The organism is Xanthomonas euroxanthea (genome assembly GCF_900476395.1).
GTDB lineage: Bacteria > Pseudomonadota > Gammaproteobacteria > Xanthomonadales > Xanthomonadaceae > Xanthomonas > Xanthomonas euroxanthea.
This window is the reverse complement of the sequence record NZ_UIHB01000006.1, coordinates 1-18,107: the sequence shown is the minus strand read 5'-3', so window position 1 is coordinate 18,107 and position 18,107 is coordinate 1. Positions and strand designations below refer to the sequence as shown.

The window sequence follows — 18,107 nt, the reverse complement described above, 5'->3', positions numbered from 1 at the left end:
CGCGCCGGCGGCTGGGATATCCTAGCGGGATGGCCCGCATCCCCGACGCGTTCATCGACGAACTGCTTGCCCGCACCGACATCGTCGAGGTGGTGGGCGGCCGGGTGCCGCTCAAGCGTCAGGGCAAGGAATATTCGGCGCGCTGCCCGTTCCACGACGAGCGCTCGGCCTCGTTCACGGTCTCGCCGACCAAGCAGTTCTATCACTGCTTCGGCTGCGGCGCGCATGGCACCGCGATCAGCTTTCTGATGAATTACGACCGCCTCGAATTCCTCGACGCGGTCGACGAGCTGGCCAAGCGCGCCGGCATGGACATCCCGCGCGAGACCCAGCAACGCAGCCCGCAGCAGCAGGACGACAGCCGCGAGCTGTATTCGGCACTGGAAGCGGCGACCAAGTTCTTCCAGCGCCAGCTCGAGGGCAGCGAACGCGCGCGCGACTATCTTGACGGCCGCGGCGTGGATGCCGACAACCGCGCGCGCTTCCAGATCGGTTACGCCCCCGATGGCTACAGCGCGTTGAAGGACACGCTGGGCACCGATGCGCGCCGCATGAGCGTGCTCGAACGCGCCGGGCTGTTTTCCAAGAACGATCGCGGCCATGTCTACGACAAGTTCCGCGACCGGGTGATGTTCCCGATCTTCGACCGCCGCGGCCGCGTGATCGCCTTCGGCGGCCGCATCATGGGCGCGCCGGCCGACGGCCGCGACCCGGGGCCGAAGTACCTCAATTCGCCGGAAACCGCGCTGTTCCACAAGGGCCGCGAGTTGTACGGCCTGTGGCAGGTGCGCCAGGCCAATCAGAAGATCGAGCGGCTGATCGTGGTGGAAGGCTATATGGACGTGGTCTCGCTGTTCCAGTTCGGCGTCACCCAGGCGGTGGCCACGCTGGGCACCGCGACCACGCCCGAACATGCCGAACTGCTGTTCCGCAACGCGCCGGATGTGTATTTCTGCTTCGACGGCGACAACGCCGGCCGCAAGGCGGGCTGGCGTGCGCTGGAATCGGTGCTGCCGCGCATGAAGGACGGCCGCCAGGCGTTCTTCCTGTTCCTGCCCGACGGCGAGGACCCGGACACCATCGTGCGCAAGGAAGGCGCGCAGGCCTTCGACCAGCGCCTGAAGCAGGCCACGCCGCTGTCGCAGTTCTTCTTCGACGAGATGTCGCGCGAGATCAATCTGCACACGCTCGATGGCAAGGCGCGGCTGGCCGAACGCGCCAAGCCGATGCTGGCACAGATTCCCGAAGGTGCGTTCGGCGATCTGATGAAGCAGGAACTGTCGCGCCTGACCGGCGTGGGCGCCACCAGCGCGACACAGGCGTCCGCACCGCAAGGACGGCCACCTGCACGCATGGGCGCGCCCACGCAAAAACGCAGCCTGGTACGCGCCTCGATCGCGATCCTGCTGCAGCGGCCGTCGCTGGCGATGAGCCTGGAGGGCGACCACGATTTTTCCGGCCTGCGCCTGCCCGGCATCGACCTGTTGATGGAGCTGCTGGCGCTGGTGCGGCAACGCCCGGAAATCAGCACCGGCGCGCTGCTGGAGCACTTCGCCGAACGCGAAGAACTGGTGGCCCTGCAGAAACTGGCCGCCCAGGCACTGCCCGGCGACGAACACAGCTGGGCGATGGAGCTGCATGACGTGGTCGCGCAACTGGACAAGCAATTGCTGCGGCAGCGCCTGGACGAACTGCAGGACAAGCAGCGCGCGCAGGGCCTGGACGACACCGACAAGTACGAGTTGCGCGAACTGTTCAAGGCGCTCGCCGCGTTGTAGCGCGTGGGGGCAATCGGAGCAGACCACCTGTTGCCGACGTAGCCGGTCAGCCATGCAGGCACGCGCTCATGGCTGCCTGAACAAGATCCTGGCCATCGGGCCGAGCGCCGCGCTGACTGCTTCACTCCTGTCCCGGGTGTCGGCCGATGCCGGCGCGACCGACTCGCAGGCAGCCCACGGGCCTCTACAATGGCACTCTGCAGACAGCTCCCCCCCTCAATACGCACGATGATCAAACACTGGCTGGCGCGGCTGCGCATCGATCCATTCACCCTCGCGCTGCTGTGCACGGTCACGCTCGCCTCGTTCCTGCCGGTCTCGGGCACCGCCGCCGCGATCATGGACGATGTCACCGACGTGGCGATTGCTGCGCTGTTCTTCCTGCACGGCGCGCGCCTGTCGCGCGAGGCGGTCAAGGCCGGCGCGCTGCACTGGCGCCTGCATCTGCTGATCCTGGCCTGCACCTTCGTGCTGTTCCCGCTGCTCGGGCTGTTGTTCAAACCGCTCGCGCATCTTGCACTGACACCGGAGCTGTATATCGGCGTGCTGTTTCTGTGCGCGCTGCCGTCCACGGTGCAATCGTCGATCGCCTTCACCTCGATGGCGCGCGGCAACGTGCCGGCGGCTGTCTGCGCCGCCTCGCTTTCCAGCCTGCTGGGGGTGTTCTTCACACCGTTGCTGATGGGCGCCCTGGTCGGCAGTCAGGGCGCGATGGCGCACCCGGCTGAGGCGATCGGCAAGATCCTGCTGCAGTTGCTGGTGCCGTTCCTGGCTGGCCATTTCATGCGCCCGTGGATCGGCGGCTGGGTCGAACGGCATCGCGCCGTGCTGCGTTACACCGACCAGGGCACCATCCTGCTGGTGGTCTACACCGCCTTCAGCGCATCGGTGAACGAAGGCCTGTGGCAGAAGACGCCGTTGCCGGCCTTGCTCGCGGTGCTCGGTGCGGCCGCGCTGCTGCTGGCGGTGGCGATGCTCTCGATCACCTTCATCGCGCGGCGCCTGCGCTTCAACCGCGCCGACGAGATCGCGATCGTCTTCTGCGGTTCGAAGAAGAGCCTGGCCACCGGCGTGCCGATGGCCAAGGTGATGTTTGCCGGCGGTGGCCTGGGCGCGATCGTGTTGCCGATCATGCTGTATCACCAGCTGCAGCTGATTGTCTGCGCCTTCGTGGCCGCGCGTTATGCACGCACCGCACCGGGCGAGACGCCGGCCGATGCCGGCGGGCATTGAACCTGACAACCACGGCACGACGGTGGCCTGATCGATGACACCCGGCGCCTCCCGCGCTGCGTGTCCTGCCAAGGAAGGCTGCTTGCCACCGGTGGGTTGCCTGCGCCGGATTCGCCAGGCCGCTACGCCCGGCGCGACACCGGTTCGGGCTGCGTGTCGTTGCGGGTTGTAAGCAGATATACAACGGTCATGACGCACTCCGCCGCTGGCACGGTGCCGCTCGCTAGAGTGTTCGATCCACCTGCCTGCCACGCCCATCGGTGATTGCCATGACGCTGCCGTTCCGACGCCTTGCCCCGCCCCTGATCGCGCTGCTGGCGGTACTGGCCACGCTCACCGCCTGCAACAAGCCCGCCACGCCGGCCGCCCCCGCGCAGACCGGGGCAGCGACCACGCCGGCGCCCGCGTCCAGCATTGCCTGGCGCGAGGGCGATGTCGACGATGCCTTCGCCGAGGCCAGGGAAAGCGGCAAGCCGATCCTGTTGTACTGGGGTGCGGCCTGGTGCCCGCCCTGCAATCGCCTGAAAGCCACCTTGTTCAAGGACCCTACCTTCATCGCCCGCACCCAGCAATTCGTGGCGGTGCATCTGGATGGCGATTCGGAGGGCGCGCAGGCCTGGGGCGAGCGCTTCGGCATCAAGGGCTATCCGACCATCATCGTGCTGCGTCCGGATCGCAGCGAGATCACCCGCCTGGCCGGCGATGCCGACAACGCGCGTCTGGCCGATGTCTTGCGCGTGGCCGCCAAGAGCACCAGCACCGTCAGGCAACTGCTCGACACCGCATTGCAGCGCCCGCAGCAACTCAGCGCGGACGACTGGGCCGTGCTCGGCAACTACGCCTGGGGCACCGACGACCGGCTGGTCAAGCCGGAGCAGGCCGTCGATGTGCTCACGCGCCTGTCCAGGTCGGCGCCGCAACCGGCCCTGCAACGCAGCTTCGCCCTGGCAGCGATTACTGCAGCCAAGCACCCACCGGCCGCCAGCGCGGCGTCGCGCAGCTTGCTGGAAGCGGTGCTGGCCGACCCGGCAGAGGTGCGTTCCAATCTCGGCACGCTGAGCTACATGCCCGCACGGCTGGTCGCCGCTGCCAGCAGCGATGCCGGCGAGCGCACCACCTTGTCCAACGCGCTGAATCTGGCGCTGGACAAGATCTATGCCGACCCCGCATTGCCGATCGCCGACCGGCTCGGCACCGCGTACGCACGGATCCAGCTGGCCCGCCTGGCGCAAGGTCAGCCCACCGAGACCGAGGCCAAGGGCGCGCAACCGCCGCTGCCCAAGACCGTGGTCGACACCGTGCAGCAACGCGTGCAATGGGCCACCGACACCGCCAGGACCGATGAGGAACGCCAGTCCACCATCAGCACCGCCGCAGCGTTGCTCGGCGAGGTGGGCGACCGCAGCGGCGCCGAACAGTTGCTGCTGGCCGAGTTGACGCGCAGCAAGACGCCTTACTACTACATGCCCGAACTGGCCGACCTGGCCGAACAACGCGGCGATAAGAAGACCGCGCTGTCCTGGCTCAGGAAGGCGTACGAAAGCGCGCAAGGGCCGGCCACCCGCGTGCAGTGGGGCGTGATGTACGTGGATGGGCTGATCCGGCTCAGCCCGGACGACACCGCCGGCATCGAAGCCGCTGCCACGCAGGTGATCGGCGAACTGGCCGGGCAACCCGATGGCTACCGCCAACGTACCCGGCAGCGCTTTGCCACGCTGGGCGCTGCCTTGAAGACCTGGAGCAAGCAGCATCACCAGGACGGCAATGCGGTGCTGGCGCGCCTGCAGCAGAAGATGCAGAGCAGCTGTGACAGCAAGAACACCAGCGAGTGCGCCAGCTGGTTGAGCTGAGCCGGCGTGAGCGAGCAGCCAGCACGCCACGAATTTGAGTGCGCTAAGTAGCGATTGCGCGCCGGATGCCCAGCCGCGCGCACAACTGACGTGTAAGAGCGAGATGGGCCGGTTCCAGCCACCGGCCGCATCCGCCTGACGGCTGCCTCGGCCGCAGCCCTATCGATCGCCTTGATGGCAGCAGCGGGCGTTCGCTGCCGCTAGCGCACCCACGGCAACAGCAGGTGGTCCACCATCAGAAACGCGAACAGCGCCATCAGGTAGACGATGGAGTAACCGAACATCTTCATCGAGAACAGCTCGTCCGGCGGGTCGAGCATGCGCCAGGCGTACCAGAGGAACACCACGTTGAGCACCACCGCGCCGCCCAGGTAGAACAGCCCGCTCATGCCCACCACCACCGGCAACAGGGTCACGATCGCCAGCAGCACCGTGTACACCAGGATCTGCTTGCGCGTATGCGGCACGCCATGGGTGACCGGCAGCATCGGGATCGCCGCCTTGGCGTAATCGGCACGCCGGAAGATCGCCAGCGCCCAGAAATGCGGCGGCGTCCAGATGAAGATGATCAGCACCAGCAGCGAGGCGTTGATCCAGTCGGCGCTGGTCGGCAAGCCGGTCACTGCGGCCCAGCCCAGCATCGGCGGCGTGGCACCGGCCAGGCCGCCGATCACGATGTTCTGCGAGGTCGCACGCTTCAGGTACACGGTGTAGATCACCGCGTAACCGATCAGCGACGCAAACGTCAGCACCGCGGTGATCACGTTCACCCAGACCACCAGGATGGTCATGGAGATCACGATCAGCACGCTGGCAAACAGCAGCACCTGCCACGGCCGCACCTTGCCCACCACCAGCGGCCGCCATGAGGTGCGTGCCATCTGCGCGTCGATCTTGGCATCCAGCAACTGGTTGATCGCCGCCGCAGCCGATGCCGCCAGCCAGATGCCCAGAAAGCCCAATGCACCGGTGCGCACCTGCAGCCACGTCGGGACATCCGGGATGGCCAGGAACATGCCCACCAAGGCGGTGAACACGATCAGTGCCACCACCTTGGGTTTGGTCAGATCCCAGTAGTCGCGTGCGCTGACGGCCATGCTCACTCCGGCGCGCGCAGCCGCGCCAGCAGCGAGACCAGCACGAACAGGAGCGCAACTGCGCCGCCGTTATGCAGCACCGACACTTCCAGCGGCAGGGCCAACTTGACGTTGAGCATGCCCAGCGTCACCTGCACCGCCACCAGCACCGCCAGCGCACCGGCCCACACGCGCATGCCCGGCGAGCGCGACAGACGCCAGGCCAGCCACCACAGATACAGCGCCGTCGCAATGGCCCACAACCGGTGCGCCATCTGGATGGCGATACGCGCTGCGCCATCGAGCACACCGCCTTCGTAATCCACTCCGATCCCGCGCCACAGCGTGAAGCCTTCGCGGAAGTCGTGCGGCGGCCACCACTGGCTGACGCAACGCGGGAAATTGTCGGCCGACCAGCTGCCGCCGCCACAGGCCAGCGCCGCGTAATTGGCACTGACCCAGCCGCCAAGCGCGATCTGCAGGCCCAGCACCGCCACGCCCGCGCGCAACAGCCAGGTGAGCCGCGATGCGTCCGCCAGCGTGATCGGCAAGTGGGTTGCGCGCCAGGCCATCCACACCAGCAGCGAGAACATCAGCATGCCGCCGAGCAGATGGCCCATCACCACGATGGGCTTGAGCAGCAACGTCACCGTCCACATGCCCAGCAGCGCCTGGAAGATCACCACTGCCAGCGTCAGCACCGCCGCACGTGCCAGATCGATATTGCTCCAGCGCAGCGCCGCCAGCAGCAGGATGGCCTCGCCCGCGATCGCCACGCCGAACGCCAGCGTGTGCCAGCCGGACATGTACAGCGGAATGGACAACGCCACCAGCACCGCGGCAGCGACCACCTGGGCGATGCCCATGCGGCGGCGGCGCACCGCCAACAACGACAACACCAGCACCTCCACCCCGAGCGCGCCGGCCAGGAAGCGGTGCACCTGCTCGCGCCAGGCCTTGTGCGATTCCAGCGGCCGGATCTTGCTGGCCACATGCGCGTTGGCTTCGTCGCTGGTCTGTGGCCAGGTGACACGGCCGTAGCAGGTGGGCCAGTCCGGGCAGCTCATGCCGGCATCGGACAGCCGCACGAACGACCCGAACAGGATCGTGCTCGCAGTGAACAGCGCAGCCAGCCAGGCCATGCGATGGAAGTGGCGGAACAATGCCGGTGGCGCAAACAGATTCATCGAAACGGGCTCACATCAGTTTCAGCAGCTTGACCAGATCGGCACGCAGGCCGGCCGGGTCGAACCCCGGGGCATAGCGCAGGATCACGAAGCCGTTGGGGTCGATCACATACACCGGCACGCCGGCGGCATCGTCGGCACGCGGCAGGCCCTGCCGCAGCCGCGCGTCGTCGCGCAGCACACGCAGGGCCGGCATCGGCGGCAACCCGGCCGGCGGGGTGCCGATCCACAACACCTCCACCTTGTCGGCGCGATGCCCGAGCAGTTGCCACACCTTGTCCAGTTCGGCCGCCAGCGTCACGCATTGCTGCGTACAACGGGCCGGCGGCGCGAGCGCAATCCGCCACACGCGTTCGGCAGGCGTCCAGGCATACGGCTGCCCGTCCGCGCGCACCGGCACCAACCCGCGCAGGTCGGCGGGCGGCTGGAGCAACTCGCCGTGATTGCGCATCGATGCCGGCTGCCATCCGGAGAAGCGCAGCACGCCGGCCAGCAACATCGAGCCGAAGAACAGCACCGCCAGGGCAATCAGCATCCTGCGGCCGCGTTTGACCGAATGCGGCGTGGCCGATGTGGAGGAGGTCATGCCGGCGATTTTCTCATGCCGCAGGCGTCAGTGCCCGCGTCGACGGCGGCGACGCGCACGCCACGTCAGCAGCGTCGCGGTGACCAGCACGGCTGCGGCCAGACCGAACCATTGCACCGCATAACCCAAGTGCCGCGCGGGCGGAAGCGTATTCGGCAGCATCTCCAGGTCGCGTGCGTAACCAACCGGCAGGGCCGGATCCAGGCGCAGGACCTGCGACGAAATGTCGCGCCTGCCAAGCGCGCTGCGCAGGGCGGTGGTCTCCAGACGCGTAGCCAGCCAGGTCTGCGGCGCATCGGCAGCCGACAACGCCGGCCCCATCGCAAGCCCGGCCGAGGGCGGCGCACCCAGCAACCCCTGCAGCGTATGGGTCCCTTGCAGCGGCGTGATCCTCGGCAATTGCCGATTGGCCGGCAACGGCAGCCAGCCCAGATCGACCAGCAGCGTGACGGGGCTGCCCTGCGGGGCGGCAAGCTGATAGATCCGCACACCGGCGCGCCCGGCATGCAGCTGGTTGTCCAGCAGCACCTGCTGCGGCAGAAACCGCACCTGTCCGCTCACCCAGGCCAGCGCATGCGGCGTGGCCAGGGCCTGCACCAGGGTCAACGGCGTCTGCCGCACCTGCGCCGCGCGTTCCAGCAACGCCTGTTTGTCGTGCATGCGCTGCAGCTGCCACTGTCCAAGCGCCACAAAACCCGCGCTGACCAGCACGGCCAGGCACCATCCCAGCACCGCCGTGTGCTTGCGCATCATGACAAGCGACGCAAAAAGGCGTGCAATGCCGCTACCACGCCGACGACCACCGGGGCTGTTGTGAACGATTCGCTCAAGACGTTGCTGATTGTCGCCTTCCTGATCGTGATCCTGTGGAACCTGGGCGCAGGCCTGTACTACCTGCTCACCGACCGTGGCGAAACCAAGCGTACCGTCAACGCACTGACCTGGCGCATCGGCCTCTCAGTCGCACTGATCGCCGTGGTGATCCTGGGCATCTATACCGGCTGGATCAAGCCGCATGGGCTCGGCCGCTGATGCGGCTGGGAATGGGGAATCGTAAAAGCAAGAAAGGGGCTCGCTCTTGCGATTCCCGATTCCCGATTCCCGATTCCCGATTCTCAAAGTACATACACGAACAGGAATAGCGCCAGCCACACCACGTCGACGAAGTGCCAGTACCAGGCGGCCGCTTCGAAGGCGAAGTGGTTGTCGCGGGTGAAGTGCCCGCGCGCGACACGCAGCCACATCACCGCCAGCATGATCGTGCCCAGCAGCACGTGCATGCCGTGGAAGCCGGTGAGCATGAAGAAGGTCGAGCCGTAGATGCCAGATCCCAGCGTCAGATTGAGCTCGGTGTAGGCGTGGATGTATTCCTCCGCCTGCAGGAACAGGAACACGCAGCCCAGCAGCACGGTCAGGCCCAGCCACAGCAATAGCGCGCCGCGACGGCCGCCCTTGAGCGCGTGGTGCGCAATGGTCAAGGTCACGCCGGAGCTGAGCAGGATCAGCGTATTGATCAGCGGCAGGCCCCAGGCGGGAATGGTCTGGAACTGCCCACCGATCGTGCCGGGACCATTGGTCGGCCATGCAGCGGAATAGCCGTTCCACAGCAGTTCGTTGGTCATCACGCCATCGCCTTCGCCGCCCAGCCAGGGCAGCGTCAGCACGCGCGTGTAGAACAGCGCACCGAAGAAGGCGCCGAAGAACATCACCTCGGAAAAGATGAACCACACCATCCCCATGCGGAAGGAGCCGTCCACCTGGCGGTTGTAGTGCCCGGCATTGGATTCGCGGATGACATCGCCAAACCACATGAACAAGGTCGCCAGCAGCATCGCCATGCCGACGAAGAACGTCCAGCGTCCCCATGCCGCATCGTTGAGCCAGCTGGCCACGCCGATCATCATCACGAACATCGCAATCGACCCGACAAAGGGCCACTTGCTCTGGCTCGGGACGAAATACGCATCGGCGTTGGGACTGTGGTCGGCCATGGCGTTGCTTCCGTGTCGGTGCTGCGTGTGGATGAGGAATTACGGCGCGGCGCGCGGCGCGCTGGATGCGCCACCGCCCTGCAGCTCCGAGGTCAGGGTGTCGTTGCGATAGAACGTGTAGGACAGGGTGATCGTGGTGACTTCCGGCGGCAGCGCAGGGTCGACGATGAAACGCAGCGGCATGTCGCGCGTTTCGCCGGCCTGCAAGGTCTGCGCGGTAAAACAGAAACATTCGGTCTTGTTGAAGTATCCGGACGCGCGCGCCGGTGCGACCGATGGCACCGCACTGCCGACCACCGCACGCGCGCTGTCGTTGCGCGCAAAATACAGCGCCTCGTTGAGTTCGCCCGGCACCACATCCATCGTCATCTGCTCGGGATGGAAGGTCCACGGCAGCTTGGAATTGACCCCGGCATCGAACTCCACCCGCACCGTGCGTTTGCCAGGCCCTGCAATCGCCGCGCCATTGGCACGCGTGCTGCCCGGTGCGCGCTCCATGCGGATGCCGAAGACTTTTTCGCATGCGATGCGATACAGCGGCACCAGCGAAAAGGTCAGCACGAACACGCCCAGCACCACGCCCAGCAGCTTGAACAAGCCGGCCGTCGGTGCAGGTGCGGGCGCCCGCGCATTCACCGCCCGATGACTCCCGACGCGATGAAACCCGCGTAGATCAGCAGCGCGATGATGCCGACGGTGATCGCCGTGCGGCGCACCGCGCGACGCTGTTGCGCCTGCCGTTCGGCAGCCGAGAGCAGGCGCGCCACCGCTGCCGGCGCCGACTCAGTGACCGATGTCTTCATGCGCAAGATCTCCAGGCTTGATCACCGGTGGCACGGTGAAGGTATGCGCCGGTGCCGGCGACGGCACCGTCCACTCCAGTCCCCTGGCGCCTTCCCAGGCCCGTGCGTCGGCCTTGGCGCCACTGCGTAACGAGGCGAGCAGGATGCCGGCCATCAGGAACGGCGTGGCGAACATGCCGAACGCGCCGATCGAGCTGATCAGGTTCCAGTCGGCGAACACCACGTTGTAGTCGGGAATCCGCCGCGGCATGCCGGCCAGGCCGAGGAAGTGCTGCGGGAAGAACAGCAGGTTGACGAACACCATCGTCCACCAGAAATGGAACTTGGCCCAGGTTTCGTTGTACATCCGCCCGGTCCATTTCGGCCACCAGTAGTAGACCGCCGCGATCAACGCGAACACCGCTCCGGTGACCAGCACGTAATGGAAATGCGCGACCACAAAATACGTGTCGTGGTACTGGAAATCCGCCGGCACGATCGCCAGCATCAGGCCCGAGAATCCACCGATGCTGAAAAGGATCACGAAGGCCACTGCCCACAGCATCGGCGATTCGAACGTCAGCGAGCCCTTCCACATCGTGCTGACCCAGTTGAACACCTTCACCCCGGTCGGGATGGAGATCAGCATCGTGGCGAACATGAAGTAGATTTCGCCACCGAGCGGCATGCCCACGGTGAACATGTGGTGCGCCCACACGATGAAGCTCAGGAACGCGATCGCCGCGATCGCATACACCATCGCCTGATACCCGAACAGCGGCTTGCGGCTGAAGGTCGGGATGATCTCGCTGACCACGCCGAACGCCGGCAGGATCATGATGTAGACCTCCGGGTGCCCGAAGAACCAGAAGATGTGCTGGTACATCACCGGGTCGCCGCCGCCGGCCGCGTTGAAGAAGCTGGTGCCGAAGAACTTGTCGGTCAGCAGCATGGTCACTGCACCGGCCAGCACCGGCATCACCGCGATCAGCAGGAAGGCGGTGATCAGCCAGGCCCAGCAGAAGATCGGCATCTTCAACAGATCGATGCCGGGCGCGCGCATGTTGAGCACGGTGGCGATGATGTTGATCGCGCCCATGATCGAACTGACGCCGGCCACGTGAATTGCAAACACGCTGAAGGCCACGTTGTAGCCGCCCTGCAGCGACAGCGGCGGATACAGCGTCCAGCCGCCGGCCGGCGCACCGCCGGGCAGGAACAACGTCAGCAGCAGCAGGGTGAAGGCCACCGGCAGCAACCAGAAGGACCAGTTGTTCATGCGCGGCAACGCCATGTCCGGCGCGCCGATCTGCAGCGGAATCATCCAGTTGGCCAGGCCGACGAAGGCCGGCATCACGCCGCCGAAGATCATCACCAGTGCATGCACGGTGGTCATCTGGTTGAAGAATTCGGGTTTGACGAACTGCAGCCCGGGCTGCATGAGTTCGGCGCGGATCACCACGCTCATCGCCGCGCCGATGATGAACATCACGAAGGAAAACAGCAGGTACAGCGTGCCGATGTCCTTGTGATTGGTCGAGAAGAACCAGCGCTCGACGAAACCGGGCTGGTGGTGTCCGTGGTGATCGACTGCGGTATGCGCCATGACGGAACGACCTCTACGAAGCGATGCGGTTGCGGGCGATTAAAGAGCGGCAGTCGGCGCGGCGGCCGGAGCAGGCGCAGCCTCGCCGGCAGGCGTTGCTGCAGGGGTGGACGCCGGCGCCGGTGCGGGGGCGCCCGCCGGTGCAGCAGGCGATGCATTGGCACTGCGACGCGCGGCCAGCCAGCGCTGGAATTCAGCCTTGGGCAGCGCCTCCACCACGATCGGCATGAAGCCATGGTCCTTGCCGCACAATTCGGCGCACTGGCCCCGATACACGCCCGGCTGCTCGATGTTGGTCCATGCCTCGTTGACGATGCCGGGGATGGCGTCCTGCTTCCAGCCCAGGGCCGGCACCCACCACGCATGGATCACGTCGTCGGCGGTGATCACGAAACGGATCTTGGTCCCGACCGGCAGCACCAGGCGGTTGTCCACATCCAGCAGGTAATGCGGTTGCGAGGCAGCGGTCGGACGCTCACCACTCTGGCGGATGCGGTCGGACTCGCGCGCCAGCCGGCTGGTGAATTCCACGCCCTGGCCCAGATACTCGTATTTCCACATCCACTGGTAGCCGGTGACCTTGACGGTCATTTCCGACTCGCGGGTGTCGTACATCGCGATCAGCTTGGCCGTTGCCGGCCAGGCCATCGCAATCAGCACCAGCACCGGAATCACCGTCCACAACACCTCGGCCGTGGTGTTGTGACTGAACTGCGCAGCCACAGCGCCCTTGGACTTGCGGAACTTGAAGATCGCATAGCCCATGGCACCGAACACCAGCGCGCCGATCACCACGCAGACCCACAGCGCCACCATGTGCGCCTCGTAGGCCATGCGCGCGGTCTGGGTGACCCCGCGGCCCATGTTGAGCTGCCATTCCTTCGGATCGGCCGATTGCGCCCAGGCAGCCGGTGCGCCCAGCAGCGCCGCCATCGCCAAAGCCATCTTCGAATACGTCGCCTTCCAGCTGCTGCGTTGCGTCATTGCCTAGACCCTTACGTCATCGGTGACGGCCATTGGCGGCCGCGAGCAAGCGTTTCAGCGTAGTTGCCAGTTCCACACGTTCGGCCGGCCCGAGAAAACTTCCGATCTCGATCTGCTTGCCGCTGCTGACCAGCACCACCCTGTCGTCGCGTTCCATGCATAACCGCACCCAATGCGGATGTGCCTGAAACGCTGGTGGCGCATTCCCGGACGCAAACACCTCGACGACGGTGTCTCCCACCCGGATCGCTTCTTCGCGCTCGCCACTTCGCCACAACTGCCGTAGCGCCAGCGCCACCACACCACTGTGCAACAGGGCGAACACCGGCGCGAATGCATTGCCGGTCCACCACCCCAGGCCCGCAAATACCCACATCGTTCCCGCCAATACTGCGAACAACTGCAAGAACTGCCTGGCCGACAATGCCCGCGGAGGCCGCAACCGCAACTGCGTCCCGACCCCTTCGGACATCAACGGCAGTACTTCGATCATTGGCAACACGCAGCGCGCTGCGGGAACAGCCCGATGGTAGACCCGCGCGAACGCAGGCGGCAAGCGTTTCCGGCAATCATCGAATTGCTGCAGTGCAGCTAAAAACACGCGTAAATCAATCACTTCCCGATGCCGGCAGCGATCCCCGTGCCCGTGGCCGGCAACGATCGAGCCCGCTTGGGCCTGCGCTGGCCACGTGCACAAAACGGCGGAAAAGCTGCCGCTTCCACACAAGTGCGCGGAGCCCGCGGCTCTCTAGAATGAGCACGGATTCCCAGGCGCCCTACGCATGAACGCTCAGCTCGACCCGCTTGCCTCTCCCTCAGTTGCGCGCCCGCTGTTGGCGCCCGAGCTGCCTGCCGCACCCGGCGCATTGCGTGCGGCGATCACCGCCGCATGGCTCAAGGACGAAACCGAGCACGTACGCGAACTGCTCGACCAGGCGCGGCTGCCCGCCGCCGAGCAGGCCAAGGTGCAGGCGCTTGCCGCCGACCTGGTCACCCGCGTCCGCGCACGTGCGCAGGACCAGGGCGCGATCGAGGCCTTCATGCGCCAGTACGACCTGGGCAGCGAAGAAGGCGTATTGCTGATGTGCGTGGCCGAGGCGCTGTTGCGCATTCCCGACCAGGACACCGCAGACAAGCTGATCCGCGACAAGCTCGGCGATGCGGACTGGAAGAAGCACGTCGGCGGCAGCGACTCGGTGCTGGTCAACGCATCGACCTGGGGCCTGATGCTCACCGGCAAGCTGGTGCAGCTCAACGACCTCACCCGCGCCGACGTGCCGGGCGCGTTCAAGCGCCTGATCGGCCGCGTCGGCGAGCCGGTGATTCGCCTGGCCGTGCGCCAGGCGATGAAGATCATGGGCCACCAGTTCGTCATGGGCCGCACCATCGGTGAAGCCCTCTCGCGCTCGCGCAAGGGCGACAACGCCGATTACCGCTATTCGTTCGACATGCTCGGCGAAGGCGCATTGACCATGAAGGATGCGCAGCGCTACTTGCAGGCATACCGCGATGCCATCCACGCGATCGGCCGCAGCGGCAGTTTCGTCGGCACCGATGTATTCGCAGCGCCCAGCATCTCGATCAAATTGTCCGCACTGTATCCGCGCTACGAACATGCCAAGCGTGCGCGCGTGATGGCCGAGCTGGTCCCGGGCGTGCTCGAGCTGGCGCAACTGGCCAAGTCCTACGGCATCGGCTACACCGTCGATGCCGAAGAAGCCGACCGCCTGGAACTGTCGCTGGACATCATCGAGGCCACGTTCTCCGACCCGTCGCTGGATGGATGGGAGGGCTATGGCCTGGCAGTGCAGGCCTACCAGAAGCGCACGCCGTACACGATCGATTTCCTGGCCGACCTGGCACGCCGCGTCGGCCGTCGGATTCCGGTGCGTCTGGTCAAGGGCGCGTACTGGGACGCGGAGATCAAGCGCGCACAGATCGAAGGTCACCCCGGCTATCCGGTATTTACCCGCAAGCAGAATACCGACGTGTCGTACCTGGCCTGCGCACGTCGCATGTTCGCGCACAGCGATGCGCTGTACCCGATGTTCGCCACGCACAACGCGCAGACCATCGCGGCGGTCCGCGCGATCTCCGGCGGCAAGGTGTACGAACACCAGAAACTGCACGGCATGGGCGATGACCTGTATGCCGAAGTGATTCCGGCCGATCGCCTGGGGCTGCCCTGCCGCGTGTACGCACCGGTCGGCTCGCACGAGGATCTGCTGCCGTACCTTGTGCGACGCCTGCTCGAAAACGGCGCCAATTCCAGCTTCGTCAATCGCATCACCGACGAGGACGTCGCCATCGAAGAGCTGATCCGTGATCCGGTCGAAGCAGTGTCCTCGTTCGGCTCCATTCCGCATCCCAAGATTCCGCTGCCGACCGATCTGCTGCGCAGCCAGAACCAACACAGGAAAAATTCCATGGGCGCCAATCTCGCCAACGACAACGATCTGCGGCAGCTGGCCGAGCAACTCAATGCCGCCATCAAGCCGTGGAAGGCCCGCCCGCTGGTGCCCGGCGCGGTGATCAGCACGCCCAGCCAGGCCGTGCTCAACCCGGCAGACCGCCGCGACACGGTCGGGCAGTGGCAGCCAGCCGATCCTGCCACCGTACAGACGGCGTTGGCGACCGCGGCTGCCGCGCAGCCGGCCTGGAACCGCACACCTGCCGCCAGCCGCGCCACCATCCTGGAGCATGCGGCCGACCTGCTCGAAGCGCGCATGCCCGAGTTCATGGCCATCTGCGTCAAGGAGGCCGGCAAGACCCTGCCCGACGCCGTGGCCGAGGTGCGCGAGGCGGTCGACTTCCTGCGTTATTACGCCAGCCAGGCACGCGCCCAGTTCGGTGCGCCCGAACGCCTGCCCGGGCCGACCGGTGAATCCAACGAACTGCAGCTGCATGGCCGCGGCGTATTCGTCTGCATCAGTCCCTGGAACTTCCCGCTCGCCATCTTCCTGGGCCAGGTCGCCGCCGCATTGGCCGCCGGCAACAGCGTCATCGCCAAGCCCGCAGAGCAGACCAACCTGATCGGCTACGCCGCAGTGAAGCTACTGCACGAAGCAGGCATCCCCGAGGCGGTCGTGCAGTTCCTGCCGGGCGACGGCGCCACCGTCGGCGCGGCGCTGACCAATGACCCGCGCGTGGCGGGCGTTGCCTTCACTGGCTCCACCGAGACCGCACGCGTCATCAACCGCACCCTGGCTGCGCGCGACGCCGCAATCGGTGTGCTGATTGCCGAAACCGGTGGCCAGAACGCCTTCATCGCCGACTCGTCCTCGTTGCCGGAAGCCGTCGTCAAGGACGCGATCTCCAGCGCCTTCATGTCCGCCGGCCAACGCTGCTCGGCGGCCCGTGTGCTGTTCGTGCAGGACGACATCGCCGACAAGGTCATGACCATGCTGGCCGGCGCCATGGGGGAATTGAAGATCGGCAATCCTGCGCTCCTGTCCACCGACGTTGGTCCCGTCATCGATGCAGATGCACTCAAGATCCTCGATGATCATGCAGCGCGCATGGATCGCGAAGCCCGCCTGATCGGCTCCACCACCCTGGATCCGGCCGCCGCTAACGGGAGTTTTTTCGCACTACGTGCGTACGAGCTGACCTCGCTGGCGCAGCTGCAGCGCGAGGTTTTCGGACCTGTGCTGCACGTCATTCGTTGGAAGGCCGACCAGCTCGACGCCGTCATCGACCAGATCAACGCCACTGGCTATGGCCTGACCCTGGGCGTGCATTCGCGCATCGACGAGACCATCGATCGCATCACCGCACGCGTTGCGGTGGGCAATGTCTACGTCAACCGTAACCAGATCGGCGCGGTCGTCGGCGTACAACCCTTCGGCGGCCAGGGCCTGTCAGGCACCGGCCCGAAAGCCGGGGGTCCACATTACCTGCTGCGCTTCGCTACCGAGAAGGTCGTCACCGTCAACACGACCGCCGCCGGTGGCAATGCCTCCCTGCTGACCTTGGGCGACTGATCCTCGCCTCGATGCAGGCGTCATAGTGCAGTCGATTGGACCAAAAAACCCCGCTCACGCGGGGTTTTTTGTTGGCTTGTGCCCTGCTAATGCCTCATGCGACGGCGATAAGTGATGTGGCCAAGCACATGCGTATCGGATGCAGTCTCGGTGAGCAGCATGGCGGCCAAGAATAGGCCAGTCGCCCAGTCACTTCGATCTTGATGAATTGCATGGCCCCGATAGTCCCACGGCCCCTGATAGTCCCCAGGGTTCCTGATGGTCCCAGGAGCCTGGCGCCTTTAGAGTGCAACCAGGCCCCACTTGCCCGCACTGGCCGGCGACCGGTGCTCCTTGTGCCGATCTGTAAGCGGGAAGCCAGCACCATCACAGGTACTTTTAAGTACTTTTAGGTACTTTCAGGTGCTTTCAGGTGCTTTCACTGGCGACGCACTGACTGGTCGGTTCTTTGACCATATGCCAATCGATCGATAAACAGATGTCTTTGCGGTCATCAGGGCAAGGTGGATGGCGCTGCAGTACCAGGAAGTGGGCCCCCAGCGTCAAGCGCGTGTCCTGGTATCGGTGCCCTGCTCCGATTGCGGCTTGCCGGTCCGAGTTCTGCAGTGACATTCAGACCTTTCGGCCTTGCTAGCGCGTCCTGCTTCAACGCAAGCGCCAGGCGCGAGCCCTGGCACCAGTGCCTGGCTCAGCCTGAGCGTCGAGCCTGCGGATGCGGATCCGCTGGTCCGCGTGCGTCCTCGCGCGGTGTTTTTGGCGGTTACGTTGCGGATTTTGGACAAAAAGAAACCCTCAGTCCTGTTGGACTGAGGGTTTCGGGTAAAGCCCCTGGCGATGACCTACTCTCGCATGGCTTGAGCCACACTACCATCGGCGCAGCTGCGTTTCACTTCCGAGTTCGGGATGGGATCGGGTGGTTCCACAGCGCTAATTTCACCAGGGAGACGGTTGGAGCGTCGCCATCCAAGAAACGGATTAAGGCGCCCAGTCTCGCATAGTTAACTTGTGACGTAGCTTGCGTTTGATGATCTACCAACGTTCGTTGGGACCA

Annotated in this window: 15 protein-coding genes and 1 rRNA gene; 5 read left to right on the top strand and 11 right to left on the bottom strand. The window is 65.6% G+C overall.

Annotated elements, in window-relative coordinates:
• Positions 1–29: 29 nt before the first annotated feature.
• The 3 genes from dnaG to CPBF1521_RS17340 all read left to right on the top strand — a co-directional run bounded on the left by dnaG (position 30) and on the right by CPBF1521_RS17340 (position 4,861).
• A complete protein-coding gene (dnaG, locus tag CPBF1521_RS17350) occupies positions 30–1,778 on the top strand; it encodes a DNA primase (RefSeq protein ID WP_104650013.1) in 1,749 nt (582 codons plus the stop codon).
• 228 nt (positions 1,779–2,006) lie between these two features.
• Complete coding sequence (locus CPBF1521_RS17345) at positions 2,007–3,011, top strand: bile acid:sodium symporter family protein (protein WP_164739088.1); 1,005 nt, start codon at positions 2,007–2,009, stop codon at positions 3,009–3,011.
• A gap of 269 nt (positions 3,012–3,280) precedes the next feature.
• Positions 3,281–4,861 carry a thioredoxin family protein gene (locus tag CPBF1521_RS17340; protein ID WP_115677777.1) on the top strand — a complete coding sequence of 527 codons (1,581 nt, stop codon included), beginning with the start codon at positions 3,281–3,283 and terminating at the stop codon, positions 4,859–4,861.
• A 200-nt stretch (positions 4,862–5,061) separates the two neighbouring features.
• Here CPBF1521_RS17340 and cyoE read toward each other — a convergent pair whose 3' ends face one another.
• Genes cyoE through CPBF1521_RS17320 form a run of 4 tightly spaced genes read right to left on the bottom strand, consistent with a single transcriptional unit; the run spans position 5,062 to position 8,463 of the window.
• Positions 5,062–5,958, bottom strand: coding sequence for a heme o synthase (gene cyoE, locus CPBF1521_RS17335; RefSeq protein WP_115677776.1), 897 nt, complete (start codon positions 5,956–5,958; stop codon positions 5,062–5,064).
• A gap of 2 nt (positions 5,959–5,960) precedes the next feature.
• Complete coding sequence (locus tag CPBF1521_RS17330) at positions 5,961–7,124, bottom strand: COX15/CtaA family protein (RefSeq protein ID WP_104584132.1); 1,164 nt, start codon at positions 7,122–7,124, stop codon at positions 5,961–5,963.
• 10 nt (positions 7,125–7,134) lie between these two features.
• On the bottom strand, positions 7,135–7,710 hold the full coding sequence (locus CPBF1521_RS17325; RefSeq protein WP_115677775.1) for a hypothetical protein: 576 nt from the start codon (positions 7,708–7,710) through the stop codon (positions 7,135–7,137).
• A gap of 27 nt (positions 7,711–7,737) precedes the next feature.
• Positions 7,738–8,463 carry an SURF1 family protein gene (locus tag CPBF1521_RS17320; RefSeq protein WP_115677774.1) on the bottom strand — a complete coding sequence of 242 codons (726 nt, stop codon included), beginning with the start codon at positions 8,461–8,463 and terminating at the stop codon, positions 7,738–7,740.
• A 60-nt stretch (positions 8,464–8,523) separates the two neighbouring features.
• On the opposite strand from CPBF1521_RS17320, the gene CPBF1521_RS17315 reads away from it, so the two are divergent.
• The gene (locus tag CPBF1521_RS17315) at positions 8,524–8,742 is read left to right on the top strand and encodes a twin transmembrane helix small protein (protein ID WP_006449736.1); all 219 of its coding nucleotides are present in this window, start codon (positions 8,524–8,526) and stop codon (positions 8,740–8,742) included.
• Between the two features lie 83 nt (positions 8,743–8,825).
• Here the strand turns inward: CPBF1521_RS17315 and CPBF1521_RS17310 are convergent, their stop codons facing one another.
• From CPBF1521_RS17310 to CPBF1521_RS17285, 6 genes are read right to left on the bottom strand one after another with little or no spacing between them, the layout of a single operon-like run.
• On the bottom strand, positions 8,826–9,701 hold the full coding sequence (locus CPBF1521_RS17310; RefSeq protein ID WP_104535425.1) for a cytochrome c oxidase subunit 3: 876 nt from the start codon (positions 9,699–9,701) through the stop codon (positions 8,826–8,828).
• A gap of 39 nt (positions 9,702–9,740) precedes the next feature.
• Complete coding sequence (locus tag CPBF1521_RS17305; RefSeq protein WP_104584136.1) at positions 9,741–10,337, bottom strand: cytochrome c oxidase assembly protein; 597 nt, start codon at positions 10,335–10,337, stop codon at positions 9,741–9,743.
• Positions 10,334–10,504 (bottom strand): hypothetical protein, encoded by a 171-nt coding sequence (locus CPBF1521_RS17300; RefSeq protein WP_104584137.1) that lies wholly within the window; start codon positions 10,502–10,504, stop codon positions 10,334–10,336. Before CPBF1521_RS17300 ends, CPBF1521_RS17305 begins: the two co-directional genes overlap by 4 nt.
• The gene (gene ctaD, locus CPBF1521_RS17295; RefSeq protein ID WP_065032999.1) at positions 10,485–12,089 is read right to left on the bottom strand and encodes a cytochrome c oxidase subunit I; all 1,605 of its coding nucleotides are present in this window, start codon (positions 12,087–12,089) and stop codon (positions 10,485–10,487) included. The genes CPBF1521_RS17300 and ctaD overlap by 20 nt, the downstream gene beginning before the upstream one ends.
• A gap of 39 nt (positions 12,090–12,128) precedes the next feature.
• A complete protein-coding gene (gene coxB, locus CPBF1521_RS17290; RefSeq protein ID WP_115677773.1) occupies positions 12,129–13,073 on the bottom strand; it encodes a cytochrome c oxidase subunit II in 945 nt (314 codons plus the stop codon).
• A gap of 16 nt (positions 13,074–13,089) precedes the next feature.
• Positions 13,090–13,566 carry a DUF2244 domain-containing protein gene (locus tag CPBF1521_RS17285; RefSeq protein ID WP_115677772.1) on the bottom strand — a complete coding sequence of 159 codons (477 nt, stop codon included), beginning with the start codon at positions 13,564–13,566 and terminating at the stop codon, positions 13,090–13,092.
• A gap of 289 nt (positions 13,567–13,855) precedes the next feature.
• Between CPBF1521_RS17285 and putA the strand changes: the two genes are divergently transcribed.
• Complete coding sequence (putA, locus tag CPBF1521_RS17280) at positions 13,856–17,056, top strand: bifunctional proline dehydrogenase/L-glutamate gamma-semialdehyde dehydrogenase PutA (protein WP_115677771.1); 3,201 nt, start codon at positions 13,856–13,858, stop codon at positions 17,054–17,056.
• Positions 17,057–17,882: 826 nt separating this feature from the next.
• Here putA and rrf read toward each other — a convergent pair.
• Positions 17,883–17,997 (bottom strand): 5S ribosomal RNA (gene rrf, locus CPBF1521_RS17275).
• Positions 17,998–18,107: the final 110 nt, after the last annotated feature.